The following is a 25,925-nucleotide window of genomic DNA, read 5'->3' on the forward strand; positions in this document are numbered from 1 at the left end:
ACGGGAGCCCCGCGGCATGCCTCCCGCGAGGAGAACCCACCCTTCCGCAGGCGGCCCGAAGGCGGCCCCCCGGTCCACGCCCGCCCCTCTGCGGCCACCCGGCCTCGACGACTGACCCCCCTCACCGCCCCACGCCCGGAGCCCGCTCGGCGCCGGTGCGTCGGTGGCGGCTGCCCCGTCCCGGCGGCCCGGACCGCGCCGCCCAGCTCTGCCCCGCCCTGTTCAGCGGCGGGTCACCGCCCAGAACGAGATGATCATGACTGACAGGCCCGTGGCCGAGGCGCCGGACACGACCGCGCTGCTGCTGGAGACCACGTCGCTGGACGACTTCCTGCGTGCCCTCGCCCGGAGCGCCCTCGCCCTGGTGGAGGAGGCCGACGGCTGCGGCATCACGCTGGAGAGGCTGGGGCGCCCCGTCACCGTATCCAGCGTGGGGGCCGCCGCGACGAAGCTGGACGAGGCCCAGTACGGCCAGGACGACGGCCCGTGTCTCCAGGCGATGCGGACGGGCCGGGAGGTCAGCGTGCCCGACACCCTGCGGGAGAGCCGCTGGGCCGACTACCCCGCCTACGCCGCGGTCTGCGGCGCCCGCTCCTCGCTGTCGTTGCCGATCGCACCGCACAGCCACACGGCAGGAGCGCTGAACTTGTACGCGCCCGTCCCGCACGCCTTCGACACGGCCGACCTGACAGCACTCAGGCTGCTCACCGCGCAGGCCACCGGGGCCATCGCCCTGGCTCAACGCATCGCGGACACCGAGGAGTTCGCCGCCGATCTGGAGGCCGCCCTGCGCTCGCGCACCGTCATCGACCAGGCGATCGGCGTCGTGGTCGGCCAGCAGCGCTGCACCCCGGAGAAGGCCTTCGACGTCCTGCGCACGGCGTCGCAGCACCGCAACATCAAGCTCCGCGAACTCTGCGCCGAGTTGATCGCCAGCATCACCGGCGAGGTCCCGCCCGAGGGCCGCATCCAGCCCCGGGGCTGACCCCCGGGGGCCGTCGGGGCGTCAGGACGCCGGGTACGGGCGGTCGGAGAGCAGCCGGGCCAGGTGGACGGCGTTCGCCGCGAGCGCCTCGGTGGTCGACGCGACGGCCTCGGGCGTCTCGTCCAGATCCTGGTAGTCGGTGCCCTGCATGGCTTCGCCGACCCAGTACGTGACGGCGCCGGGCGCCAGCGAGAAGCCGACGTCGTTGAGCCCCTGGAACACATCGGCGCTCACCTTGTGCGCCCCGTCCTCGTTGCCGACGACGGCCACGGCGGCGACCTTCCCGTAGGTGTGCGGGCGGCCCTGGTCGTCGGTCTCGGAGGACTCGGCGTTCAGCCGCTCCAGGACCCGCTGGCAGACGCTGGAGGGGTGGCCGAGCCAGATGGGCGTGGCGATCACCAGGATGTCGGCGGCCAGGACCTTCTCCCGCAGCGTGGGCCAGGCGTCGCCGTCGCCCATGTCCACCCCGATCCCCGGGCGGACGTCGTGGTCGGCGACCCGGACGACCTCGCCCGGCACCTCGTGCCGGGCGAACTGCGCCATGACCTGCTCGGCGAGACGCTGACTGCTGGACGGGGAGGGCGAGGCGTTCAGGGTGCAGACGAGAGCGAGTGCGCGCATGACGGAATGTCTCCTTCAGGCTTACGGGCGGGGGATCGGGTGAGGGGGAGAGGCGCCGCTGTCAGGAGTTCTCCCGGTCGGCGCACACCCGGACGGTCTCCAGGCCGGGATCGGCGGTATCGGGCACGTTCATGCCCGCCTCCACCCCGGAGCGCAGGTAGCGCAGCAGAGGCGCGGTGATCCGTTCGCCGGGGAGCACGGCCGGGATACCGGGCGGGTAGGGGGTCATCATCTCGGCGGCGACCCGCCCCACGGCCTCTGCCGCCGGTACGTCCTCGGTCTCGGCGAAGAAGGCGTCGCGCGGGAGGCAGACCTGATCGGGGCGGAGCTCGGCCGGGGAGGGCACCAGCACCTCGGGGGCGGGGCGCAGGGTGTGGGCGTTGCGGGACAGGTCCTCCAGCGCCGTCAGCAGTTGCCCGGTGGTGGACACGTCGTCGGCGTGGGTGATCTGCGCGCTGATCCGGCGATGGTCGACCAGGTGCATGTCGACGCGGTGGTGGCTGCGCAGCCAGTCGGCGGCCCGGTAACCGGTGGTGCCGAGCCCCTCGATGTCGATGATCACGGGCAGCGGGTCGAACTCCGAGGCCGCGCCGGGCCCGCAGAAGTCCTTCTCCCCGTTGACGTGCATCCCGTCGATCTCCTCGATGCGCCGACGGACCGACGCGGCCAGGTCGAGGGCCTTCGAGAGCAGGGCCCGGCCGCCCAGCGCCATCTGCCGCCGCCAGCCGTCGATCCCCGCGTAGAGCAGGACGGACGGGCTGGTGGTGCCGAGGAGGTCGGCGCGCGAAGCCAGCGTGTCGTGGTCCACCAGGTCGCCCTGGAGATGGAAGACCGAGCCCTGTTCCAGGCCGCTGCCCATCTTGTGAATGCTGGTCACGCAGACGTCCGCGCCCGCGTCCATCGCCCAGGACGGCAGGTCCGGATGGAACGGCAGATGCGCGCCCCAGGCCTCGTCCACGATCAGCGGGCGGGAGCGCTGGTGGCACACGTCCGCGATCGCCCGCAGATCCGCCGCCGTCCCGTACGGGGTGGGGCTGGTGACCAGGGCGCCGCGCGCGTCCGGGTGCTCAGCGAAGGCCCGCTCGACGGTCGCCGCCGACGGCGGGTGGGCGAGATGCCGCTCCGCGTCCCACCGGGGCTCCAGCCACACCGGCTCGATGCCGGACAGGATGAGGCCCGCGATGACGGACTTGTGGGCGTCGCGGCCGACCAGCAGTTTCTGATGGGGCGCGGCGACGCTGAGCATGGCCGCCTTGACGGACAGCGAGCTGCCGCAGGTGGAGAAGAAGGTGTGCTCGGCGTGGACCGCGTCGGCCATCAGGTCCTCGGCGCGCCGCAGCACGCCCGAGGTCTCCCGCCGGCTGTCCAGCCCGCCCGTGGCGAGGACGTCCCCCAGGAACACGGCGTCGCCCAGCACCGCCCGAACGGCGGGATCGGCGCCCCGGGCCTGCTTGTGTCCGGGTGGGGAGAAGCCCAGCTCGCCCCGCTCGTGATAGGCGGCGAGGGCATCGAGAACGGGTGCTTCGTTATGATTCCTTCGCATATGTCACGCCTTCCCTGCTGGGATACGGGCCAATCAGGCGCGCCGTCGGCTCAGGGAAGGGGCGTGCCGCCGGTGGCGTTCATGATCTCGCCGGTGATGAACGAGGCGTTCGCCGAGGCGAGGAAGACATAGGCCGGCGCCATCTCGGCGGGCTGCGCGGGGCGGCCCAGGGGGCTCTGCTTCCCGAACTCGGCCGTGTCGGGCAGCGTGGCCGGGATGAGCGGGGTCCAGACGGGTCCGGGGGCCACCGCGTTCACGCGGACACCGTCGGCGGCGAGCATCTGGGCGAGGCCCTGGGTGAAGGTGACGATCGCGCCCTTCGTCATCGCGTAGTCGAGCAGATGCGGGCTCGGCTTGTACGCCTGCACCGACGTGGTGTTGATGATCGAGCCGCCCGCCGGAATGTGCGGAAGAGCGGCCTTGCACAGCCAGAACATCCCGTACAGGTTCGTGCGCACCACCCGGTCGAACTGCTCGGTCGAGATCGCTGAGATCCCTTCGGGCCGGGACATCTGGTACGCCGCGTTGTTCACCAGGACGTCGATGCGGCCGCCCTCGGCCACGGCCCGTTCCACGAGCGAGCGGCACTGCTTCTCGTCCCGGACGTCACAGACGACCGCCACGCCCTTCCGCCCCGCCTCCTCCACCAGGCGGACGGTCTCCGCGGCCTCCTTCTCCTCCTCGGGAAGATGGGTCAGCACCACGTCCGCGCCCTCCCGCGCGAAGGCCAGGGCCACCGCGCGACCGATGCCCGAATCCCCGCCGGTGATCAGGGCCTTGCGGTCGACGAGCAGCTCACTGCCCCGGTAGGAGTCCTCGCCGTGATCGGGCGGCGGGTCCATGGGGCCCGTCCAGCCGGGATGCTCCTGGTCCTGCTGGGGGAAGTCCGGGCGGGGATGGAGCTGGTTCGGGTCCTGCGGCTGTTCGCCCCTCGTCATGGTGCTGCCTCTCTGCTCGGCTTTCTGCCCGGCTCTCTGCCGGACGGTGGCCGGGGCTCCGGGTGCCCCTCTCCGCCCGACCGAAACACCCCTCCGGGGAGGCCGCACCCCGGGTGAGCCGTGTCTCACCCGGGCGCCACGACTTGTCTATGCAACGAGTTGCATAGAAGGATCGCCGCATGGCCCTCGACCACGCGATCCTCGTCTCCCTGCTGGAGCGGCCCGGCTCCGGCTATGAGCTGGCCCGGCGGTTCGAGCGGTCCATCGGATACTTCTGGACCGCCACCCACCAGCAGATCTACCGCGTCCTGGGCCGCATGGTGACCGACGGCCTCCTCCAGGTCCGCGAGGTGGAGCAGCAGGGGCGGCCGGACAAGAAGGAGTACTCCGTCACCGGGCCCGGCCGCGCCGCCCTCGCCGCGTGGCTGCACAAGCCGATCGAGCCGGAGAGCCTGCGGCACGATCTCGCCGTGAAGATCCGGGGTGCGGCCTTCGACGACCCGGCCGCCCTGATCGACGAGGTCGAGCGCCACCGCCAGGTGCACCGCGACCGGCTCGCGCACTACCTTGCCGGGGAACTGCGCGACTTCACCGGGCCCGAAGCCCCCGCGCCGCAGGACGCCGGCCAGGAACTCCAGCACGTCGTGCTGCGGGGCGGTATCGCGTACGAGCGCATGACGATCGCCTGGCTCGACGACGTACTCGCCACGCTCCACCGGCTCGACGCCGCGGGCCCCGGCGCCTGAACGGCGCGCCGCCCGCCACCTCCGTACCACCGACGAAACCCTCACCCTCCCGGAAGGCACCCGCCATGGCCGACTCCGCGTCGCTCCTGTTCAACCCGCGCACCTACGACCCCGAGCACTTCGACCCGGAGACCCGCAGGCTGCTGCGCGCCACCGTCGACTGGTTCGAGGCGCGCGGCAAGCGCCGGCTGATCGAGGACTACCGCTCCCGTGCCTGGCTCGGCGACTTCCTCGACTTCGCCGCGCGGGAGGGCCTGTTCGCCACCTTCCTCACCCCCGCCTCCGCCGCGGGGAAGGACGACCAGCGCTGGGACACCGCCCGGATTGCCGCCCTCAACGAGATCTTCGGCTTCTACGGCCTCGACTACTGGTACGCCTGGCAGGTGACCATCCTCGGGCTCGGCCCGGTCTGGCAGAGCGACAACGCCGAGGCCCGCGCCCGGGCTGCCGAACTCCTCTCCCAGGGCGAGGTGTTCGCCTTCGGCCTCTCCGAGAAGACCCACGGCGCCGACATCTACTCCACCGACATGCTGCTGACGCCCGACGGCGACGGCGGCTTCCGGGCCTCCGGCTCCAAGTACTACATCGGCAACGGCAACGCCGCCGGTCTCGTCTCCGTCTTCGGCCGCCGCACCGACGTCGAGGGCCCCGACGGTTACGTCTTCTTCGCCGCCGACAGCCGCCACGAGGCGTACCGGCTCGTTAAGAACGTCGTCGACTCCTCCAAGTACGTCAGCGAGTTCCGCCTGGAGAGCTATCCGGTCGCGCCCGCCGACATCCTGCACACCGGCCGCGCCGCCTTCGACGCCGCGCTCAACACCGTCAACGTCGGCAAGTTCAACCTCTGCACCGCCTCCATCGGCATCTGCGAGCACGCGATGTACGAGGCCGTCACCCACGCGAGCAACCGCATCCTCTACGGCCGCCCCGTCACCGCCTTCCCGCACGTGCGCCGCGAGCTGACCGACGCCTACGTCCGGCTCGTCGGGATGAAGCTGTTCAGCGACCGCGCCGTCGACTACTTCCGCTCCGCCGGGCCCGACGACCGCCGCTACCTGCTCTTCAATCCGATGACGAAGATGAAGGTCACCACGGAGGGCGAGAAGGTCATCGACCTGATGTGGGACGTCATCGCCGCCAAGGGCTTCGAGAAGGACAACTACTTCGCCCAGGCCGCCATCGAGATCCGGGGCCTGCCGAAGCTGGAGGGCACGGTCCACGTGAACCTCGCGCTGATCCTGAAGTTCATGCGCAACCACCTGCTCGACCCGGTCGACTACCCGGCCGTCCCCTCCCGCCTGGATGCGGCCGACGACGACTTCCTGTTCCGCCAGGGTCCGGCGCGCGGCCTGGGCTCCGTACGCTTCCACGACTGGCGCGCCGCGTTCGACGCGTACGCCGGGGTGCCGAACGTCGCCCGCTTCCGCGAGCAGGCGGACGCCCTGTGCGCGTTCGTCGAGACGGCCGCCCCCGACGAGGAGCAGAGCCGCGACCTCGACCTCCTCCTGGCCGTCGGCCAGCTCTTCGCCCTCGTCGTCCACGGCCAGCTGATCCTGGAGCAGGCCCGGCTGACCGGCCTGGACGAGGAACTGCTGGACGAGCTGTTCGCCGTGCTCGTCCGCGACTTCTCCGCGCACGCCGTCGAGCTGCACGGCAAGGACTCCGCCACCGAGACCCAGCAGAACTGGGCGCTGGGCGCGGTCCGTCGGCCGGTCGTCGACGCGGCCCGTTCGGCGCGGATCTGGGAGCAGGTCGAGGCGCTGTCGGGGGCGTACGAGATGGGGCAGTAGGCCTGCGGACCGAGGGCCCGGGGGCATCCTCCGGGCCCGCTCCGGCGTCAGCGCGCTACCGGCCCGAGCCGGAGATCCACCACGCCATCTCCTCGAACGCGTCCAGGGTGCGCGGGTCATAGGGGCCGAGATCCGCCCGGCACTCTCCGGCCAGCGTCCGGTACAGCGTGATCGCCCCGCGCCTGTCGCCGGATTCTCCGGTGATTCTGGCGAGTTGCATCCGGGCGTCGAGTACCACGGGGTCCGTCGCGCGGTGCGTCGCCCGGAGCCGGTCGATCGTGCTTTCCAGCTCGCGGATCCGCTCCATGTAGGCCTCCGTGGTCTCCCGTACGGCGCGCGAAGACGTCTCCGTGCGGGACACGTCGTCGGCCACGCTCCTCAGCCGGTCGTCGATGCCGCTGACGTCCGTCCGCACAGAGCTCAGCTCCCGGGCCAGTCCGGAACGGTCCTGTTCCTGCCGCTCCTTGAGCGCGGTGACATCGCGCCCCACGTCGGAGAGCGCGTCGAGTAACGCAGCCAGGTCTTCCTGTGGATCTTCGGGTTCCTGCACCGGTCCCCCCGGGAGTGCGCGCAACGTGACGGCCGGGTCCGGCTCCCTCGGCCGTGCCCCGTGCGCTCATTATCAGGACGTTCCCGTCCGTCCGGGCCTACTCTGAGGATTCACCAACAGCACAACGGGGCGGGGGAAACGTGCAGCCGGGTCCGATCAGTCTTTTGTTCTTCGGGCGCGACGATGCCGAAACGGACCTGCAGGACGGCCTCTTGAAGGGGCCGGTCTTCCGTCCCACGTACGCCTACCGTGAGGCTCTGTCCGGCCGGAAGTTGCTCATCATCGGCCGAAAAGGCTCGGGAAAGAGTGCGATCTGCCGTCAACTGGCCACTCCGGAGGGCCATCCCGGCGCCTCGGTTCTCATCGCGCCGGACGATGCGGCCGGAGACGAGATCCGCCGTTTCGCGTTGCAGGGACTTACGCCCGACACGGCCAAGTCGCTGGTCTGGCGCTACCTTTTCGCCGTTCACGCGGCACGTCATCTCACCGACCACGCACGTGCCGCGCACGGCCGCCGGCTGCCGGCATCCGTCCGGGCCGTGCGTTCCTTCCTGGAGGCCAACGGCGAGTCGGACGACGCGCGTCTGTACGAAAGGCTCCGCCGAGGCATCGGCCGGCTCCAGTCCGCCGACCTCTCGCTGAAGGCCTTCGGCGTCGAAGCGGCTCTGGGCATCGGCGGCGCTTCCGAGGGAGCGGAGGCCTCCGGCCAGCTCGACGTCCTGGAAGCGGGGGTGCGGGCCGGGTTCGCCGATCTCGACTGCGCCCGCAGGCATCCGCCGCTCCTGCTCCTGGTCGACCAGCTGGAACAGGTGTGGACCGTCGAGCCCGAGAGCCACGCGCTGGTCACGGGTCTGCTGCTGGCCGCGAAGCACGCCATCTCCTTCTACGGCAACGCCCTCCGCGCGGCCCTGTTCCTCCGCGCGGACATCTACGACACCTTGAACTTCGGCGACGGCGACAAATTCCACAGCGACGAGATCCGTATTTCCTGGACCCGGGAAGCACTGGAGGACCTGGCGCTCTCCCGGGCCCGGGCCTCGATCGGACTTCCGCTCACCAGGCGGGACCTGTGGGAGGGGCTGTTCCCGGTGAGCGTGATGGGGGAGCCGACGTCCGAGTACATTTTCCGGCGCTCGTTGCCGCGCCCGCGCGACACCATCCAGTTCCTCAACGTGTGCCGCAACATCGCCGACGAGGCCGGTCACTTCACGATCTCCGAGGACGACGTCCTGGCCGCCACGGACCGGTTCTCCCGTTGGAAGCTCCAGGACCTCGCCAAGGAATACCTGATCAGTCACCCTTTCCTGCGTTCTCTCTTTCCGCTTTTCGAGAACACGGGCTATGTCGTGATGCGATCCACCCTGGAGGAACGCTTCGAAGGCCGCAGGGAAACCCTGCACCGGGAATTCTCCGACTACACCGAGAGTCTCACCACCCAGGGCGTCGTAGATGTCCTCTACTCAGTCGGCTTCATCGGCGTGAAGCGGGGGAACGACACCGTTTACGCCGGTGGCAGTGCCACGCCGCCGCTGCCCGACGAGCACGAGTTCCACGTGCACCCGTGCTTCCGGCCGGCGCTGAACTCCCTCGGAGCCATGGAGCTGCCCACCTATCTGCCCAGCCGAGCCCGCCACCCTGTCGTGGGACACGGCTCCCTCGCCGCCGCGATCACCGCCGCCGACGTCGGCCCCACGGTCAACCGCAACGTACGCCTGCTCAACGAGGTGACCGCCGCCGGCGAACGGCTGCTGCGGCAACTGACGCGGTCCGGCCTGCCGGACAGCACGCGGGAGGAGGTGTACGTCGGGATCGCGCAGGTCATGGCCGCGGCGGAGGCGTCCCGGGGCGAGCAGGCCGACGGCGGCCGGCTGGACGTGCCGAGGCATGTCCTGGCGGCCTCGGGCTACTTCGACGCGCTCGCGACACGACTGGCCACGCACGGTTTCCGGGACCGTACGGTGACGAGGGGCCTGGAGGACGAGGCCCGGGCACTCATCCGGTCCGTCGGAGGATCCATCGGTGGAGGTGGAGGCGGAGGATCCGACTCCGGATGATCGGGTTGCGCCAGGGCTTGTCCGACCCTTCCCGTCGTCGGCCGTAGGGCGTCTCGTCCGTTTGCGGCGTGATGGACATCGCGTTTGAGTGGGAGGGCCCCCTCGCCTTCCCTGGAGCTGACATGTCGATGGCGTTTGGTTCTCCCCTCGGTCCGTCCGATCCGTTCAGCGATCTGCTGAACCGGTTCTTCGGTATGTCGCCCGCCTCCTCGCCCCCCGCCATGCAGCGCGTCCCGATCGGGCGCCTGCTGACGGAGTCCTCCCACGAGCTGCTGGGCCGGGCGACGAGCAAGGCCGCCGAGGACGGCACCGCGGACCTCGACACCGAGCATCTGCTGTGGGCGGCGACCCAGGTCGAACCCTCGCGGGGGCTGCTGTCCCGGGCCGGGGTCGACCCCGACGCGCTTGCCGCACAGCTCGACGAGGTGCTGCCCCGGGAGTCCGCCGAGCCGTCCGCCGAGCCGGGGCTCACCCCGGCGGCGAAGCGGACCCTCACCGCCGCCTACGCCCGCTCGCAGGCGGCCGGGGTGTCCTACATCGGGCCCGAGCACATCCTCGGCGCACTCATCGACGACGCGGACTCCGGGGCCGGGCGGTTCCTGGGGGCGGACGACCTCGACGTGGGCAAACTGCGCGGAGCGGCCGACCGGGCGACGGGGCCGGACGGTGCCTCCGGCGGGGCCAAGCAGCCCGCCACGACCTTGGACGAGTTCGGCCGGGACCTCACGGAGGAGGCGAGGGCGGGGAAGCTCGACCCCGTGGTCGGGCGGGCCGAGGAGATCGAGCAGACCATCGAGATCCTCTCGCGGCGCTCCAAGAACAACCCCGTCCTCATCGGCGAGCCCGGCGTCGGGAAGACCGCCATCGTGGAGGGCCTGGCCCAGAGCATCGTCGCGGGCGAGGTCCCCGACACCCTCAAGGACAAGCGGGTCGTCTCCCTGGACCTGTCCGGCATGGTCGCCGGAGCCCAGTACCGGGGCCAGTTCGAGGAGCGGCTCAAGAAGGTCATCGAGGACGTGCAGAAGGCCGAGGGGGAGATCATCCTCTTCATCGACGAACTCCACACGGTCGTCGGCGCGGGCGCCACCGGCGAGGGCTCGATGGACGCGGGCAACATGCTCAAGCCCGCCCTCGCCCGCGGCGAACTGCACGTCGTGGGCGCGACGACGATCGACGAGTACCGCAAGCACATCGAGAAGGACGCCGCCCTGGAGCGCCGCTTCCAGCCCGTCCTGGTGCCGGAGCCCACCGTCGAGGAGACCGTACAGATCCTCGAAGGACTGCGCGACGCCTACGAGGCCCACCACCAGGTCCGCTTCGCCGACGGGGCCCTCACGGCGGCGGCCGAGCTGTCCGACCGCTACATCAGCGACCGCTTCCTGCCCGACAAGGCCATCGACCTGATGGACCAGGCCGGGGCCCGCGTACGGTTGCGCAGCGCCAACCGGTCCACGGAGGTCGTCAGCCGCGAGGACCGCCTCGCCAAGCTGCGGCGCGAGAAGGACGAGGCCGTCGCGGGCGAGGAGTTCGAGAAGGCGTCCGACCTGAAGCGGCAGATCGCCGAGGTCGAGGGTGAACTCGCCGGGATCGAGGAGCGCCGCGAGGGCGTCGTCTCGGTCACCTCCTCCGACATCGCCGACATCGTCTCCCGCCGCACCGGCATCCCGGTCTCCCAGCTCACCGCCGGCGAGAAGGAGAAGCTCCTCAAGCTGGAGGAGGAGATGCACGCCCGGATCGTCGGCCAGGACGAGGCCGTCACCGCGGTCTCCGAAGCCGTACGCCGCAACCGCGCCGGCATGGGCGACCCGAACCGGCCCGTCGGCTCGTTCCTCTTCCTCGGCCCCACCGGCGTCGGCAAGACGGAGCTGGCCAAGACACTGGCCGAGCTGCTGTTCGGCCAGGACGACCGCATGATCCGCTTCGACATGAGCGAGTTCCAGGAGAAGCACACCGTCGCCCGGCTCGTCGGAGCGCCTCCCGGATACGTCGGCTACGACGAGGCGGGCCAGCTCACCGAGAAGGTACGGCGCAACCCCTACAGCGTCGTCCTGTTCGACGAGGTCGAGAAGGCGCACCCCGACGTCTTCAACACGCTGCTCCAGATCCTCGACGACGGCCGCCTCACCGACGGACAGGGCCGCACCGTCGACTTCCGCCACTGCGTCGTCATCATGACGTCCAACATCGGCGCCCACCGCATCCTCGCCCACGAGGGCGACGCCGCCGAGCTCAAGGACGAGCTGATGGAGGACCTGCGCGGCCGGTTCCTCCCCGAGTTCCTCAACCGCATCGACGACATCATCGTCTTCCACAGCCTCACCGAGGACGACCTGTCCGAGATCGTCGACCACCTCCTGGACCGCAGCAAGCACCGCGTCCACGCCCAGGGCATGACTCTGGAGGTCACCGAGGCGGCGAAGAAGCTCCTGGTCGCCCACGGCTACCAGCCGGAGTTCGGCGCCCGCCCGCTGCGCCGCACGATCCAGACGGAACTGGACAACCGCGTCGCCTCCCTGCTGCTCGGCGGCGAAGCCGATCCCGGGGACACGATCGTCGCCGATGTGGTCGACGACTCCCTGAACTGCACCATCCGCAAGGGCGACGACGCCGGGAAGACCCCCGCCGCCGACACCCCCGACGGCGAGGAGTGAGCGATGTCCCATCACCACCACAAGTCGAACGAAGAGGTCGAGGGCGACCCCGACACCGGCCACAGCCGCGGAATGCCCCGCCGCCCGGACGAGAAGCGACTCGACGACCGCCTGGAGGAGGACCGCGAGGAAATGGGCCTCGCCCCGGACGGGAAGAACCGGAAGAAGAAGGCCGACTAGGCCCTGGCGTCAATCTGCCATCTGCCGGGCTTCGCACGGCAGATCGCAGATTGACGCGATCGCTCATAGCGGGCAGGCCCGCGACGGCGCTCAGGCGCCCGGCACCACCGTGATCTTGACGTGCTTCATGATCGGCTGGTCGCTCTGGGTGCTGTAGTCGCCCAGCGCGCAGAGCACGTTCATCTCCGGCATGTAGCCGGCCGCGCAGCCGCGCGGAATGTCGTACGGGATCGCCGTGTAGCCGTTCAGGAACCGCCGGCTGCCGTCCTTCGCCGTGCTCGTGATGTCGACAGGGCCCATGTCGGCGATCCCGCGCTCGCGCATGTCGGCCCGGTTCATGAAGATCAGCGTGCGCAGGTTCCTGATGCCCCGGTAGCGGTCGTTGTCGGAGTAGATGGTGGTGTTCCACTGGTCGTGCGACCGCATCGTGCCGAGTGCCAGGGTGCCGGGTTCGGGCACCACGTCGGGCAGCGGGGCCGCGGAGAACTCGGCGCGCCCCGACGGGGTCAGGAAGACCAGTTCGCGGGCGGGCTGCTTGATCCGGAAGCCCAGGGGCAGCCGGACCCGGCGGTTGAAGTCCTCGAAGCCGTCCAGCACCTCGGCCATCGTGTCCCGGATCCGGTCGTAGTCCTTGATGTACCAGTCCCAGGGGGTCTCGCTGTCCGGCAGGGCGGCGCGCGCCATCCCGGCGACGATGGCCGGCTCGGACAGCAGGTGCGGGGAGGTGGGGCGCTTCATCCCGACGGACATGTGGACCATGCTCATCGAGTCCTCGACCGAGGTGCTCTGCACGCCACTCCGCTGGTGGTCCTTCTCGGTGCGGCCGAGGCACGGCAGGATCAGGGCCGCGCGGCCGTGGACGACATGGCTGCGGTTCAGCTTGGTGCTCACCTGGACGGTGAGGTCGCAGGAGCGCAGCGCCGCGTACGTCGCCGGGGTGTCGGGTGCGGCGAGCGCGAAGTTGCCGCCCATCCCGACGAACACCTTCACTTCGCCGTCCCGCATCGCCCGGATCGTTCCCACGGTGTCCAGGCCGTGTTCGCGAGGCGGGTCGATCCCGCAGGCCCCGGCGAGCCGGTCCAGGAACTCCCCGGTGGGGCGGTGGTCGATGCCGCAGGTGCGGTTGCCCTGGACGTTGCTGTGCCCGCGCACGGGGGAGGGGCCCGCCCCCTCCCGGCCGAGATTGCCGCGCAGCAGCAGGAGGTTGACGATCTCGCGGACGGTGTCGACGCCGTGCTCGTGCTGGGTGAGGCCCAGGCACCAGCTGATGATGGAGCGGTCGGCCTCCTCGTACACCTGCGCCGCCTTCAGGATGTCGGCGCGGCTCAGCCCGGACTGGCGCTCCAGCTCCTCCCAGGGCGTGGCCTCGCACAGCTTCCGGTACTCCTCGAAGCCGGTGGTGTGACGGTCGATGAAGGCACGGTCCAGGGCCTTGGGGTCGCTCGCCGACTTCTCCAGGACCGCCTTGGCCATACCGCGCAGCAGCGCCATGTCACCGCCGATGCGCGGCTGGAGGTTCAGCGTGCTGGTTTTCGTGGTCCGGTACAGCGCCATGTCCGTGAAGTCGTGCGGCACGATGGTGCGGGTGGCCGCCGCCTCGACCAGCGGGTTGACGTGCACGATCTGCGCGCCGCGACGGTCGGCCTCGGCGAGGGCGGTGAGCATGCGGGGCGCGTTCGACGCGGCGTTGACACCCAGGATGAACAGGGCGTCCGCGGACTCCCAGTCCTTGAGGTCGACCGTGCCCTTTCCGGTGCCCAGGGAAGCCTGGAGGGCCCGACCGCTGGCCTCGTGGCACATGTTGGAGCAGTCCGGCAGATTGTTCGTGCCCAGCTCGCGGGCCATCAGCTGGTAGAGGAAGGTGGCCTCGTTGCCGAGCCGGCCGGAGGTGTAGTACGCCGCCCGGTTCGGGCGGTCGAGCCCGCGCAGGGTGGCTCCGACCAGCGCGAACGCGTCCTTCCAGCTGATCGGCACATAGTGGTCCGACTCGGCGTCGTACACCATCGGCTCGGTCAGCCGGCCCTGGTTCTCCAGGTCGTAGTCGCTCCACCCGTACAGCTCGGTCACCGAGTGCGCGGCGAAGAACTCCCGCCCGACGCGCTTGGGCGTCATCTCCCAGGTGACGTGCTTGATGCCGTTCTCGCAGATGTCCAGGTGCAGGCCCTTGGTGTCGTCCGGCCATGCGCACCCGGGGCAGTCGAAGCCGCCGTTCTCGTGGTTCATCCGCATGATCGCGCGCGGGCCGTCCACCAGCGCGCGTTCCTCCACCAGGAAACGGGTCACGCTCTTCGCCGCTCCCCACCCGGCGGCGGGGTGGTGGTAGGGCCGGAACCGGGGATCGCCCTCCGGGACGGGACCGACCCGGGGCTCCAGGGAGTCCTGCGCTTCCTTGCCGGTGCTCGCGTCCTTGTCGATGCTCACGGAGCTTCCACCCTTTCACCTGCGAATACGGCGGGTCGACGGACATGGTGGGGCGTAACGGGTCCTTCCGGCAGGCTATGCCCGGGGTTTCCCGGCTGCCAGTCGGCTCCGGGGGCCGTCGCCGGTCGGCCCCGGCACCTCTCGGGACTGCTCCGACACCCCTCCGGGACTGCTCCGGCGCCGCTGCGGAACTGCGGGGCGGATCACCCGCGCCTACGCTGGCATGGTCCGGCCCCGACCGCGGGGAACGCCTCGTGGCACAGGGCTCGGACTCCCCGGGCAGCCACGTGAGGCCTCACATGAACCGCCTGAAGCCCATGGACACGTATCGTCGGTTCCTGCTCCCCGCCGTTCCCCGGCTCGCGGGGTCCGCACTGGTCGGAGCCGCCGTCGGCGTTCTGGTCGGAGTCCTCCTCACCAACGTGCCGCTGGGCTTCCTCGTCGGCATAGCCCTCGCCCAGACCGTCTTCGTCGTCACGGGATGGCTCGTCCTGTGGCCGATGGACGCCGCCGCGACGCACGACAACGCCCGGCGCGAGGAGTTCCGGCCCGTCGCCGAAGAACTCGTCGTCGTCACGGCCGCCCTGTCCGGTCTGGTCGGCATCGTGCTGCTGTTGCTGATCGGCGACTCGGACCTGAGCCACACGGCGGCCGCCCTGGCGCTCGGCGGCGTGTTCATGTCCTGGGCGGCGCTCCATCTGATGTACACGGCCCGCTACGCGTACATCTACCACCAGACGCCCGGCGGCGGGATCGACTTCAACATGAAGGAACCGCCGCGCTACATCGACTTCCTCTACTTCAGCTACAACCTGGGCATGACCTACCAGGTCTCCGACAACAACGTCTCCACCTCCAGGATCCGCGCGGTCGCCCTCCGCCACTGCCTGCTGTCCTACATCTTCGGCGCGAGCATCCTGGCCACCACGATCAACCTGGTCACCGGCATCGTCACCGGCTGAGGGGCCGGGGTGATCAGCACTCCGGGAGCGTCAGCCGCCGGGTCACGCGCAGCGCCGACTCCAGCAACCGCGCCCTGACCTCGGTGGTCCGGTACATCCGGTCCGACCGGAACGATATGCCGATCGAACCGACCTGGTCACCGCTGTACACCGGCACCGCCGCGCACGTCGTACCCCGGGAGTACTCCCCCCGGTCCATCGAGAGCGGGCCGGCGGGGGCGTCGAGCTCCCGCAGCAGCTCCTCCCGGCGCGTGATCGTGCGAGGAGTGAGGTCGGTCAGGGAGTGGCGGGCGAGGTAGCCGGCGCGCGCCTCCGGGTCCAGCTCGCGCAGCACGCTCTTGCCGAGCGCGGTCGCGTGCCCGGCCTCCTGAAAGCTCACCCAGGCGTTCACCCGGGGGGCTCGCGGGCTGTCGACGATCTCCAGCACCCGGATCTCGCCCTCGTCGTAGAGCGTCAGATAGACGGCGGCGGACAGCTTGTCGCGCAACGACGACAGCAGGGGGCGGATGTGCTCCTGCGGCCCCAGGCCGTCGCCGGCGGACCGCAGCCCGGGGCCTCGCTCGTGGAGGGCGAACGCACCGTCGTCGAGCTCGTCCAGATAGCCGTCCCGGGCGAGGTCGTGGAGGAGCCGCCGGGCGGTGAGCTCCGGCATCCCGGCCGCCCGGGCCAGCTGTTGTACGGACGCGCCGCCCGGGTGTGCCCCGGCGGCCTCCAGCAACCGGAGGTCCTGCCGGACGGACACCGTCGGCTCGGGGCCGGCCTGGTCACCCATGGCACCAGGATGGACCCGGCGCCGGGGCGCGGCAAGGCCGGTCCTCCGGCCGGCGCACGCACGGCGGAGAGCCCTCCCGGCATGCGGTTGCGCTCTCGTCCGACCGGCTACGCGGGGGCCTCCGCGCCGACGCAGACCTGACCCGGTACGCCGGGGCGCCCGGCTCTCCCGGTACGCCGGGGGCGCCCGGCTCTCCCCGGTACGCCGGGTGCTCCCGGAGTCCCGGGGAGCGTGCCGCCCGGTCCGTGGCAGCGACACCCGTACCAGGCCCTGTTCTCGTATAGCTACGGCCAACGGACATGTAGCGCTGCGTGACTTGTGGTCGTCGTTTCCCCTCGCTGGGCGCCTCGTTGAGCTGAACGAGTGATCTCGGGTGGGGTAGAGGAGCGCGGGTGCGGCAGGACTGGGAGCCGGAGGACCTGATTGAGGTCTGGACACTGCTCGAAGACGACATGAAGCGGGTGCGGAACAAGTCCGGGACGACCAGGCTCGGCTTCGCGCTGTTGCTGAAGTTTTTCGAGGTGGAGGCCCGGTTTCCGGAGTCGGCCAAGGAGGTGCCGGCCGCCGCGGTGGAGTACGTGGCCCAGCAGGTGAAGGTACCTGCGGAGGCGTGGGGTGCCTACGACTGGCAGAGCAAGGCGATCCAGAGGCACCGGGGCGAGATCCGGGCGGCGTACGGGTTCCGGGCGAATACCGAAGAGGACCAGGATCGTCTGGCCGCGTGGTTGGCGACCGAGCTGTGTCCGGTGGAGCTGTCGCGTGACCGGCTCGCGGCGGCGGTGGTGGCCCGGTGCCGCAACGATCACATCGAACCGCCGGCGCCGGGGCAGGTGCGGCGGCTGGTCGGCAAGGCGGCCAAGGACTTCGAGAAGCGGTTCTGCCGCAGCACGACGGACCGGCTCAGCCACACCACCCGTTCGCGGCTGGAGGACCTGGTTGCGGGCGACGACACCGAGCACGGCACGGACAGCGTCGGCGCGGTGTCCGGGGGTGGGCGGTCGCACTTCACCGAGCTGAAGACGGACCCCGGCGCCCCGGGCCTGGAGAGCCTGCTGGCCGAGGTGAACAAACTGGAGCGGGTGCGTCGGCTGGAGCTGCCCGCGGACCTGTTCGCCGACGTGTCGGAGAAGTTGGTCGACGCCTGGCGGGCGCGTGCGTCGAAGGAGTACCCGGCGAACCTGGAGCGGATGAAGCCGCCGCGACGGCTGACGCTGCTGGCCGCGCTGTGCCATGTGCGGCAGACGGAGATCACCGACTCGCTGGTGGACCTGTTCATTCAGCTCGTGCTGAAGATCAACACGCGGGCGGAGCGGAAGGTCGAGAAGGAGCTGGGGGCGGAGTTGAAGAAGGTTCGCGGCAAGGAGGCGATGCTGCTGCGGGTCGCGGAGGCGGCGCTGTCGGAGCCGTCCGGCACGGTGCGGCGGGTGATCTTCCCGGTGGTCGGCGGAGAGAAGACGCTCAAGGCCCTGGCGGCAGAAGCCGCGGCGAACGAGGCCCGCTACAAGGCCAGGGTTCGCACCGTGCTGCGGTCGTCGTACTCGGCGCACTGGCGGCGGATGCTCGCGCCGCTGCTAAGTGCCTGTCTGAGATCCTCGTTGCTCTTCGGTGAGGCCGTTCCCACTCTTCTTCGTCGATGACGAACTGATCGCTGACGTGCTCTCGTGAGCTCTACGGATGTCCTGGTTTCCCTTGGTCCGATGGAAATATTCCAGATTCTTACCATTGTGCGGAGTGGAGAATACTGAAGGCATGAACTATGGCGTTGTGGAGCCCGATGGGATCGGTAGGACTCGGCTTCCCGATGGGCGGGAGTTGGCCTGGGCAGAGTGGGGGCCCCGGGATGGCAGGCCGGTGCTGTTCTGCCCCGGAGCCGCCACGAGCAGGTGGCTGGGCTTTGGCGGCAGCGTCCTTGAACAGGCACAGTTGCGGCTTATCAGCGTTGACCGGCCGGGTCTGGGTGCCTCTGACCCCGCGCCGAACCGGACTTTGTCGGCCTGGGCCGATGATATCCGCTATCTGATTGACGACCGCGGCTGCGGTACGCCGCTGGTCGTGGGGTTCTCCCAGGGGGCACCGTTCGCCCTTGCGCTGGCGGCAGCCGGGATGGCGGCGGCGGTAGCTGTGGTTTCCGGGACCGACGAACTTGCGCATCCTCGTTTCGCTGGCTCGCTGGTCCCGCAGGTGAAGGAAATGGTGGACCTCGTTGCGCAGGACCCCGAAACTGCTGAAGCCTCCTTCGCCGGCTTCGGCAGCGCCGAGGCCTTGTGGCATCTGATCGCTACGACGAGTTCCGAGGTCGACCGCTCTGTCTACACCGACCCCGTCTTCCAGCAGGCATTCCAGCGCGCGATGAATGAGGCGTTCATCCAGGGACCGGACGGCTATGCGCGGGACACTCTGCTGGCGATGGGCCGCTGGCCATTCGATTCCAGCAGTATCTCCGTACCGGTCGACCTCTGGTACGGCCGGCAGGACACGAGCCCCGTCCACTCACCGGACCTGGGCGAGTCACTCACCCGTATGATCCCCGCAGCAAACCGCCATCTGCTGCCCGACGCGGCGGGATCCCTGCTGTGGACCCACACCGAGATGGTCCTCAGAACGCTGCTTGATCACGTGCGTTGAGCGCCGGATTAACCTGCGGGCCTTTTATGGGTGAGGCGACGGGTCATGAGGGTGATGAGTGCCCAGGTGAGGTGGGCTTCGGAGTGTTGGGGGAGGCGTTCGTAGTCTCTGACGTTGCGCCGCGCTTTCATGATCCAGCCGAGGGTGCGTTCGACTTTCCACCGCCGTGGCAGGACGACGAAGCCTTTCGCGCCGCGGGGCCGCGAGACGGTCTTCAGGGTGATGTTGAGGAAGTCGTCGGCCCAGGTGATGAGCTGGCCGGCGTAGGCAGAGTCGGCCCAGACCTGGGTGATCTGGGGCTGCATGAGGCGCAGGCGCCACAGGAGTTCGCGGGCGGCGTCGCGGTCGGTCATGTCGGCGGGTGTCACCGTGATCATCACGGGCAGGCCGAGGGTATCCACCGCGATGTGTCTTTTGCGTCCGTTGATGTTCTTCGCAGGGTCGTAGCCGCGGGTGGCCTTCGAGACGGTGTCGGCGCCCTTCACCGACTGCGAGTCCATGATCAGCGTGACCGGCCAGGGGCATCGCCCTTGGCCCGTGCGTATGTGGCGGCGGAGCTGGTCGCGGATGAAGGCGACGACCCCGGCCCGCATCCAACGGGCGAAGTGGTAGTACACGGTCTGATACGGCGGATAGTCCGCAGGCAGGGCACGCCACTTGATCCCGTTGTCGACGAGGTACCGGATCGCGTCAACGATCTCCCGGCGGTGCCACTTCTCCGGCCGACCCCCGGCCTTGGTCTGGCAGGCCGGGACGGGCAGGAGCGGTTCAAGCAGTGCCCATTCCGCGGTGGTGGTGTCGGAGGGGTAGCGGCGCCGGCGGGAGGTCAGGGGCATCGCGGTGTCCTGAGGTCGGTCGTCGGTCCTGGAGGCTATTTGGTGAGTTGGGCGAGGGTGGCGCGGACGCCGGTGAGCTGGGCGGATGCCAGTTGGGCCCATTCGTCGTCGGGGTAGCGGGCCAGGTGGGGGTCGAGTGTGCCGGTGATCATCCGGGTCAGGCGGCCGAGGATGAGCTGGAACTGCTGTTTCTCGTAGGCGATCCAGTCGGCGGGCTCGTCGGAGAAGAGGTAGCCGTCACGGCGGCGCCAGATGATCGGCGTCAGGTGCTCGGCCGCGCCGACATCCCGCAGGTGACGGACACCGCGGGCGACCTGGGACGGGGTGAGCCGTGTCGCGGCGACCAGCTGCCGGGTCTGGAGGCCGGCGGGCCGGGCTTCCATGAGGGCGACGCGGACCAGGTCGCCATAGTGTGTGCTCAGCGGTGTGGCCGTCTTGGGTATGCGGCGGCGGCGGGCAGCACCTCACTCGCCCCTCAACAGCTGAGCGAGCTGCTCGTCCAGGGTGAAGCGCCCGCTTTCCAGGGCTGCCTCCAGCCAGTCGGCGGCCCCGCGTACTTTGGAGATTCCCCGCCGGAGCGTGGCACGCTCGTCATCGGTGAACTCCTGGCCGCGCATCCGCGGCACCAGCCTTCCCAGCGTGGCCACATAGCTGTGGCAGGAGCCGACCAGGTCCAGGTATTCGATGGTGTGCTCGATCCTGCGGACTGCGGGCATCCGCTCCCTGACCTTCTCTTTCACCTGTTCGGAGTTGTCGAACTGGGCGCGGTTGACGGTGAAGCGGGTGTCGTCGTCGCGCATCGCCTCCCGCGCGACCCGCGGGCGCTGCAACAGCCGAGAAGTCACGCGGGTGGCGACCTCGTCGTCCCGGGTCAGTTCCTGCACCACCCGCACCCGCTCCGCCGCCGGCAACAGGGCGGCGGTCTCCGGCCTGCTCAGCAAACTGGCCGTCACCGCCACCGCGACCTCGTCATCACGGGTCAGGTCGCGGACGGCCCTCACCTTCTCCTCGACCGTCACCGGCCGGTCCACCTGCTGTCCCACCAGGCGTTTCGCGCCGTCGGTGGTCCACTGCTTCCGGTTCCGGCGCGGGTTGAACGGGGCGTCCTCGATGGCCACCCAGCGTTCTGCCTCATCCGGGATCGAGGCCAGGATCTTGTGGACGGTGAACGACACCCCGCTCCTGCGTTTCCCGGTCGGCCAGCGGGAGGCGACCCACCGCCAGTCCTCCACCGTCGACAGCGCCACGCCTATGTCGTCGGCGAACATCTGCAACGACTCCTCGACCGTGAACAGATCATCCCCGCCCCTGGCCGTCGAACCGCCGACCGCACGCATCGGCTCGATCTCCAACGCCCGGTCACCGAGCCCGAACTGGGCCCTCGCAACCTGCTCGACCAGCTCCCGCGCCTCGGCGACGAGCTGCTCGTAGCGCGACCGCGAGACGTTGCCCACCCGCTCCGCCATGATGCCTCCACCCCTCGTGGTTCCCGGGCAGGGCGAATCGCCCGACAGCGACCGCTCAGTTAGCACATCAGCCCAGGTCACCACCAGCATGGGCGCGCACGCATGACCGGCGGCAGGCGCGAAACAGGGGCGCGCGAGGCGCGAACAGACCGGCCGTTCGACCCCGTACCGAACAGACGTGACCCCCGAGACGGACGCGGCGTTCGGCTACGGCGTCACCGTGACGGAATCGCGCGACGCCCGCTCCCGCCACGCTCGCGTCCGGCACCGCGCGGAACAGAACACCGCCGAGCGCTGCAAGTCCACTCCCACCGTCCAGCCCTGCCCACAGACCGGGCACTCCGCCATCTCGCCACGCTGCATCGCCGCCACCCGCCGACGGGCATGCTCCAGGGCCCGCCACCGGCGTGACCTGCACCTACCCGAACAGAACCGGGCTGCCGCCGACTTCGCCGGCGGCAGCAGCACCCCACACTCCCGGCAATACCTACGGACCACCACGCCAAGGGCCATGACACCAGCATCCCGACCCACGGACCCCTCGACCAGGGATCTCAATCAGGCACTAAAGGTGCTGGAGATGAAGTGCAACAACACCGCCTATCGGCCGGTGATGGATGCGATCGACCTGCTGGGGCAATACCTGGAGCAGCCGCTGAAGGAGGGCGCGTTCTTCGACCTGGCCGAGACGGTGCCGCTGGAGGGCGTGGTTCCCGAGCAGTGGCGGGCGGCGGTCGTCGACGACAAGGGCCGCGTCGAGCGCATCCCGTACGAGCTGTGCGTGCTCGTCAGTCTGCGGGACGCGCTGCGCCGTCGGGAGATCTGGGTGGTGGGCGCGAACCGGTGGCGCAACCCGGAGGACGACCTGCCCGCCGACTTCGAGGACAACCGGGACGTCCACTACGCCGCCCTGGGCCAGCCGCAGGACGCCGGCGAATTCATCACCGCGCTGCAGGGCAGGCTCCGCACGTCTCTGGACCGCTTCGAGCAGGCCCTGGCCGAGGGCACCACGGGCGGGGTCGCGATCGTCAAGAAGCGCGGCGAACCGTGGATCCGCGTCTCCCCGCGCGGCAAGCAGGAGGAGCCGGAGTCTTTGGTGGCCATCAAGGCCGAGATCGAACGGCGCTGGGGCACGATCGACCTGCTGGACATCCTGAAGTACGCCGAGTTCGATACCGACTTCATCGCCGAGTTCACCTCGGTCGCCACCCGCGAGAACCTGTCCAAGGACGTGCTGCGCCGCCGGCTGCTGCTGGTGCTCTTCGGACTGGGCACCAACATGGGCATCAAGCGGGTCGCGGTGACCGGCAAGCACGGCGAGTCCGAGGCGACGCTGCGCCGGGTGCGGCACCTGTTCGTCAACCGGACCAACATGCGTGCCGCGCTGGTGAAGCTGGTCAACGCCACCTTCGCCGCCCGTGACGAGATGTGGTGGGGCACCGGCACCGCCTGCGCGTCCGACAGCCGCAAGTTCGGCGCCTGGTCCTCGAACCTGATGACAGAGTGGCACCAGCGCTACCGCGGCCCCGGCGTGATGATCTACTGGCACGTCGAGCGGAAGTCGGTCTGCATCTACTCCCAGCTCAAGTCCTGCTCGGCCTCCGAGGTCGCCTCGATGATCGAGGGCGTGCTGCGGCACTGCACCGACATGGAAGTGGACCGGCAGTACACCGACACCCACGGTGCTTCCATCGTCGGCTTCGCCTTCGCCCACATGCTCGACTTCAAGCTGATGCCGAGGCTGAAGAACATCGGCTCCGCGAAGCTGTACCGGCCGGCCGCCGGGGAGGACGACAACTGGCCGAACCTCGCGCCGGTGCTGTCCACCAAGACGATCAACTGGGACCTGATCCGGCAGCAGTACGACCAGATCGTGAAGTACACCACCGCGCTCCGCCTGGGCACCGCCGAGGCCGAGCAGGTCCTGCGCCGGTTCACCCGCGGAGGCCCCAAGCACCCCACTTACCAGGCGATCGAGGAGCTCGGGAGGGCGGTGCGTACGGCGTTCGTCTGCGACTACCTCGCGGACGTCGAGCTGCGCCAGGAGATCCACGAGGGCTTGCAGGTCGTGGAGAACTGGAACAGCGCGAACAAGGACCTTTTCTACGGCAAGGACGGCGACCTGGCCGGGCAGGACAAGGAGTCCCAGGAGGTGTCCATGCTTGCGCTCCACCTGCTCCAGTCCGCCCTGGTCCACGTCAACACGCTGCTGATGCAGCAGGTCCTCGCCGATCCGAAGTGGGCCGACATGCTCACTGCCGCCGACCGGCGGGCGCTGTCCCCGCTGTTCTGGACCCACGTGAACCCCTACGGCCGGTTCGAGCTCGACATGAACAACCAGCTCGACCTCACTCCATCGGCCACCGTGCCCGGTCCCCGGATGGCGCCGGACGCGCGGGTGTCGGCTACGCCCTCGAACGGAACCTATCGGCTCCCGGACCGGTAAGGCGCGGCAGAGGCTACAGTCTCCGCGTTCGTGCAGATCAGAAGGAGGGGACATGGTCAGACGCTGGGGGGTGGCCTCGATCGCGGTGCTCGCGCTCGCGACTGGCTGCGGGGCCGAGGTGCAGCGCGGGGCGAACGTCTACGACTACGCGGCCGGATACCTGAGTGGACGCAATGAGAGCCAGGCGGGGGCGGACAAGGGCTCCGGGTGCGTACAGCAGCTTCAGGACTACGAGGCCGCCATGGATGAGGGCGCGATCTCCGAGGTGCGTAAGTACTTCATGAAGGGGTGCATGGACGGCTTCGACGGCACCAGCCCCGCGATGTGGCCAGAGGACCAGCCGAAGCCGTAGATCGAGATGCGGCGGTCCAGCCCGGCGCAGGCGACGTCCGTGACAAGGATTCGCCCGCTCTGGCCAACCGCGCGGGCCCAGGGGGCAGCTACGCGGACGGTTCGCTTCGTGCGTTGCGGGCTCGTTCCAGCCGGCCATGAAGTCCGCCGTGGTCGCGTAGGGCCTTCGTCGCTGTCCCTATGAAGCGGTGCCCTTCATCGTCGAGATTGAACTCAACGACAGTTCGGACGCCGTCCTCTGGCCGGCCGCTCTCGGAGGTGATCACGAGGTACTGGATGCGCTTCGGCCGACGGCCGCCGACAGGGCCCTCTGGGTCGAACACGGCGATGTCGTCGAAGGGAAGGTCCATGCTTCTCGCCGGGAGACTCGGACTGTCGAGGGTCACGATCACCCGGTGGTCCGTCAGGTAGAAGCGCACAGGAAGCGGCGGGGCGTCAGCAGGAACCCACATGCCACCACACGTGACCCACTGGACCTCTCCCTCTTCGAGGGTGTCCTCAACAAGCTGCCACAGGAGGGACTCGGATATCAGAGCGTCCGCTTCCTTCTTGGGAGCTGCCAACGCGCCTGCGAAGCGAGTTCCGAAAGGTTCCACGGCGTGATCAGTGATCTCACGTGACTCCTGATTCTCCTTGCGGCGGCGGAACAGTGCCATGGGCTCTCCCTTGGGGGTGCGGTCCGAAGTGCATCGTCGGCGTGCTATGCCGCAGCTGCACGAGGGACGCTACCAACCGCCCACTGTCTCGTACCTGGCCTGGCCCCGGTCTCCTATCTCTGACCCACGGTGCAAGGTAGGGCCGAGCCCGCTACCGGTTTCGGCGACGTGCAGCAGGGTCGCGCTTCGCAACGCGCCGGGCGACCGCGTCGACGCCCGGGCGGGCGTACCGCTCCAGGGGACGGAGGCGTGCCGGGAGCAGGCCAGCAGCATCGGGGTGGAGGTGCCGCCCTCGTTCACCTCATTGAGGACGAGATGAACGACCTCCAGACCGAGGAACTACCCGCGGTTCGAGTCATAGCTCCACCGAGCCCTGCCGTCCTTGCCCATGAAGCACTTGGCAGGACGTCCGTCTCCGGCGACGCCAAGCGCGCCGACAGGGGAGCAGGCGTATCCAAACTGGATGCCTACCTGGCCGTCGGAGTCCTGGCCGCCTGGCCCGTCAGCGTGGTCTTCCTCTGCCTCTGCCTCCGGTGGTGCGGGCTGTTCCGTTTCCTCCGCCGGTGGGTCATCGGGCGGAGAGGCGGTTTCAGTCACTGTCACAGCAGGGCGTGGCGAGGGCTCTGACCCCAGCTCGTCAGCGTCGCACTTGTAGACAAAGAAGGCGATGATGAGGCCGAGTACGACGATGCCTATGCAGCTGTCACTGGCATCGTTGTTTCTGGATCTACCCAAGGTGTTGTTCCCATACGGTCGGCTGCGGAGGCATGTCGCCCTCGGGGGGTCAGGTGAGGTCGACGAGGGATGGTGCCACCTCGGCCTCCAGGTCATACTCCTCGAACTCCCACAGCACAATGTTCGCGTCTTTAGGCACGCGGTACACGAACTTCATCTCGTCCTTGAAGCCAGGCTGCAGCTGCGCGTTGCACTCGGGGTTCCCCTGGACGTCGGACAGATCCTCGATCGTGTCGAAACGCCGGTCCTGGTCATCGATCAGCGCATTGACGATGGGCAGCGAGCACGTGAGGTCCATGCTGGCCTTGGTCTCGTTGCGGACGACGGTCTCAAGGACCACATACTTGGCGTCTACGCCAGCCTGTTTGACGGCTCCGTCGAAGGTGATGCCGTTGGCCTCTCGGACCTTCTTGATCGTGACGACGGTGCCTCGATTGCGCGCCTCCTCCCCGACCTTGAACTGGGCTTCGGTAGGCGCCTCAGTGCCGGCTCCACCGCTGGTCGCTCCTCCTGCCGCGAGGATCTTGTCGCCTGCTTGGGACTGCTGCACGGATGAGTGACACCTGACCTGGCTTGCTGAGAAGCGGCCTGGAAGGA

At 69.5% G+C, this 25,925-nt stretch carries 22 protein-coding genes; 11 read left to right on the top strand and 11 right to left on the bottom strand.

Translation table 11 applies throughout. From position 1 onward, the window contains the following. The first annotated feature begins 256 nt into the window (after window positions 1–256). Window positions 257–985, top strand: coding sequence for a GAF and ANTAR domain-containing protein (locus IE145_RS24615; protein WP_373296631.1), 729 nt, complete (start codon window positions 257–259; stop codon window positions 983–985). Between the two features lie 21 nt (window positions 986–1,006). Here IE145_RS24615 and IE145_RS24620 read toward each other — a convergent pair whose 3' ends face one another. The 3 genes from IE145_RS24620 to IE145_RS24630 form a co-directional block, all read right to left on the bottom strand. Continuing rightward, the gene (locus IE145_RS24620) at window positions 1,007–1,606 is read right to left on the bottom strand and encodes a flavodoxin family protein (protein WP_189527630.1); all 600 of its coding nucleotides are present in this window, start codon (window positions 1,604–1,606) and stop codon (window positions 1,007–1,009) included. A gap of 61 nt (window positions 1,607–1,667) precedes the next feature. Beyond that, window positions 1,668–3,149, bottom strand: coding sequence for an aminotransferase class I/II-fold pyridoxal phosphate-dependent enzyme (locus tag IE145_RS24625; protein ID WP_189527631.1), 1,482 nt, complete (start codon window positions 3,147–3,149; stop codon window positions 1,668–1,670). Between the two features lie 50 nt (window positions 3,150–3,199). Further along, complete coding sequence (locus IE145_RS24630) at window positions 3,200–4,087, bottom strand: SDR family oxidoreductase (RefSeq protein ID WP_189527632.1); 888 nt, start codon at window positions 4,085–4,087, stop codon at window positions 3,200–3,202. A gap of 179 nt (window positions 4,088–4,266) precedes the next feature. Between IE145_RS24630 and IE145_RS24635 the strand changes: the two genes are divergently transcribed. Together IE145_RS24635 and IE145_RS24640 are read left to right on the top strand one after the other, a co-directional pair. Then, the gene (locus IE145_RS24635) at window positions 4,267–4,833 is read left to right on the top strand and encodes a PadR family transcriptional regulator (RefSeq protein ID WP_189527633.1); all 567 of its coding nucleotides are present in this window, start codon (window positions 4,267–4,269) and stop codon (window positions 4,831–4,833) included. A 65-nt stretch (window positions 4,834–4,898) separates the two neighbouring features. Next, a complete protein-coding gene (locus IE145_RS24640; protein ID WP_189527634.1) occupies window positions 4,899–6,623 on the top strand; it encodes an acyl-CoA dehydrogenase family protein in 1,725 nt (574 codons plus the stop codon). Window positions 6,624–6,678: 55 nt separating this feature from the next. Here IE145_RS24640 and IE145_RS24645 read toward each other — a convergent pair whose 3' ends face one another. After that, window positions 6,679–7,173: a hypothetical protein gene (locus IE145_RS24645; protein ID WP_189527635.1), complete on the bottom strand. Its 495-nt coding sequence runs from the start codon at window positions 7,171–7,173 to the stop codon at window positions 6,679–6,681. A 140-nt stretch (window positions 7,174–7,313) separates the two neighbouring features. Here IE145_RS24645 and IE145_RS24650 point away from each other — a divergent pair, with 140 nt between their 5' ends. The 3 genes from IE145_RS24650 (at window position 7,314) to IE145_RS24660 (ending at window position 12,058) form a co-directional block, all read left to right on the top strand. Then, entirely contained in the window at window positions 7,314–9,227 is a 1,914-nt protein-coding gene (locus IE145_RS24650) for a P-loop ATPase, Sll1717 family (protein WP_373296632.1), read from the top strand. Between the two features lie 122 nt (window positions 9,228–9,349). Further along, window positions 9,350–11,878 (top strand): ATP-dependent Clp protease ATP-binding subunit, encoded by a 2,529-nt coding sequence (locus IE145_RS24655; protein ID WP_189527637.1) that lies wholly within the window; start codon window positions 9,350–9,352, stop codon window positions 11,876–11,878. A 3-nt stretch (window positions 11,879–11,881) separates the two neighbouring features. After that, window positions 11,882–12,058, top strand: a complete 177-nt coding sequence (locus IE145_RS24660; protein WP_189527638.1) for a hypothetical protein — start codon at window positions 11,882–11,884, stop codon at window positions 12,056–12,058. A 90-nt stretch (window positions 12,059–12,148) separates the two neighbouring features. Here the strand turns inward: IE145_RS24660 and IE145_RS24665 are convergent, their stop codons facing one another. Then, window positions 12,149–14,479 carry an FdhF/YdeP family oxidoreductase gene (locus IE145_RS24665; RefSeq protein WP_189527639.1) on the bottom strand — a complete coding sequence of 777 codons (2,331 nt, stop codon included), beginning with the start codon at window positions 14,477–14,479 and terminating at the stop codon, window positions 12,149–12,151. A gap of 317 nt (window positions 14,480–14,796) precedes the next feature. Here IE145_RS24665 and IE145_RS24670 point away from each other — a divergent pair, with 317 nt between their 5' ends. Then, the gene (locus IE145_RS24670; RefSeq protein ID WP_189527640.1) at window positions 14,797–15,441 is read left to right on the top strand and encodes a DUF1345 domain-containing protein; all 645 of its coding nucleotides are present in this window, start codon (window positions 14,797–14,799) and stop codon (window positions 15,439–15,441) included. Window positions 15,442–15,454: 13 nt separating this feature from the next. Here IE145_RS24670 and IE145_RS24675 read toward each other — a convergent pair whose 3' ends face one another. Next, a complete protein-coding gene (locus IE145_RS24675; protein WP_189527641.1) occupies window positions 15,455–16,213 on the bottom strand; it encodes an IclR family transcriptional regulator in 759 nt (252 codons plus the stop codon). A 392-nt stretch (window positions 16,214–16,605) separates the two neighbouring features. On the opposite strand from IE145_RS24675, the gene IE145_RS24680 reads away from it, so the two are divergent. Together IE145_RS24680 and IE145_RS24685 are read left to right on the top strand one after the other, a co-directional pair. Continuing rightward, window positions 16,606–17,850, top strand: coding sequence for a DUF4158 domain-containing protein (locus IE145_RS24680; protein ID WP_189527642.1), 1,245 nt, complete (start codon window positions 16,606–16,608; stop codon window positions 17,848–17,850). Between the two features lie 112 nt (window positions 17,851–17,962). Continuing rightward, window positions 17,963–18,838: an alpha/beta fold hydrolase gene (locus tag IE145_RS24685; protein ID WP_189527643.1), complete on the top strand. Its 876-nt coding sequence runs from the start codon at window positions 17,963–17,965 to the stop codon at window positions 18,836–18,838. An 8-nt stretch (window positions 18,839–18,846) separates the two neighbouring features. Here the strand turns inward: IE145_RS24685 and IE145_RS24690 are convergent, their stop codons facing one another. From IE145_RS24690 to IE145_RS24700, 3 genes are all read right to left on the bottom strand, one after another. Continuing rightward, complete coding sequence (locus IE145_RS24690) at window positions 18,847–19,674, bottom strand: IS5 family transposase (protein ID WP_189527644.1); 828 nt, start codon at window positions 19,672–19,674, stop codon at window positions 18,847–18,849. 35 nt (window positions 19,675–19,709) lie between these two features. Next, window positions 19,710–20,057 carry a hypothetical protein gene (locus IE145_RS24695; protein WP_229825794.1) on the bottom strand — a complete coding sequence of 116 codons (348 nt, stop codon included), beginning with the start codon at window positions 20,055–20,057 and terminating at the stop codon, window positions 19,710–19,712. Between the two features lie 81 nt (window positions 20,058–20,138). After that, entirely contained in the window at window positions 20,139–21,140 is a 1,002-nt protein-coding gene (locus tag IE145_RS24700; RefSeq protein WP_189527645.1) for a DUF6192 family protein, read from the bottom strand. Window positions 21,141–21,651: 511 nt separating this feature from the next. On the opposite strand from IE145_RS24700, the gene IE145_RS24705 reads away from it, so the two are divergent. Next, a complete protein-coding gene (locus IE145_RS24705) occupies window positions 21,652–23,586 on the top strand; it encodes a Tn3 family transposase (RefSeq protein ID WP_373296634.1) in 1,935 nt (644 codons plus the stop codon). Window positions 23,587–23,638: 52 nt separating this feature from the next. Continuing rightward, complete coding sequence (locus IE145_RS24710) at window positions 23,639–23,938, top strand: hypothetical protein (RefSeq protein ID WP_189527647.1); 300 nt, start codon at window positions 23,639–23,641, stop codon at window positions 23,936–23,938. 88 nt (window positions 23,939–24,026) lie between these two features. On the opposite strand, the gene IE145_RS24715 is transcribed toward IE145_RS24710, so the two are convergent. Further along, window positions 24,027–24,593, bottom strand: a complete 567-nt coding sequence (locus tag IE145_RS24715; protein WP_189527648.1) for a hypothetical protein — start codon at window positions 24,591–24,593, stop codon at window positions 24,027–24,029. Window positions 24,594–25,377: 784 nt separating this feature from the next. Then, window positions 25,378–25,925: hypothetical protein (locus IE145_RS24720; RefSeq protein WP_229825795.1), on the bottom strand; the 548-nt coding region annotated here is incomplete at its 5' end.

The organism is Streptomyces sindenensis (assembly GCF_014649035.1).
GTDB lineage: Bacteria > Actinomycetota > Actinomycetes > Streptomycetales > Streptomycetaceae > Streptomyces > Streptomyces sindenensis.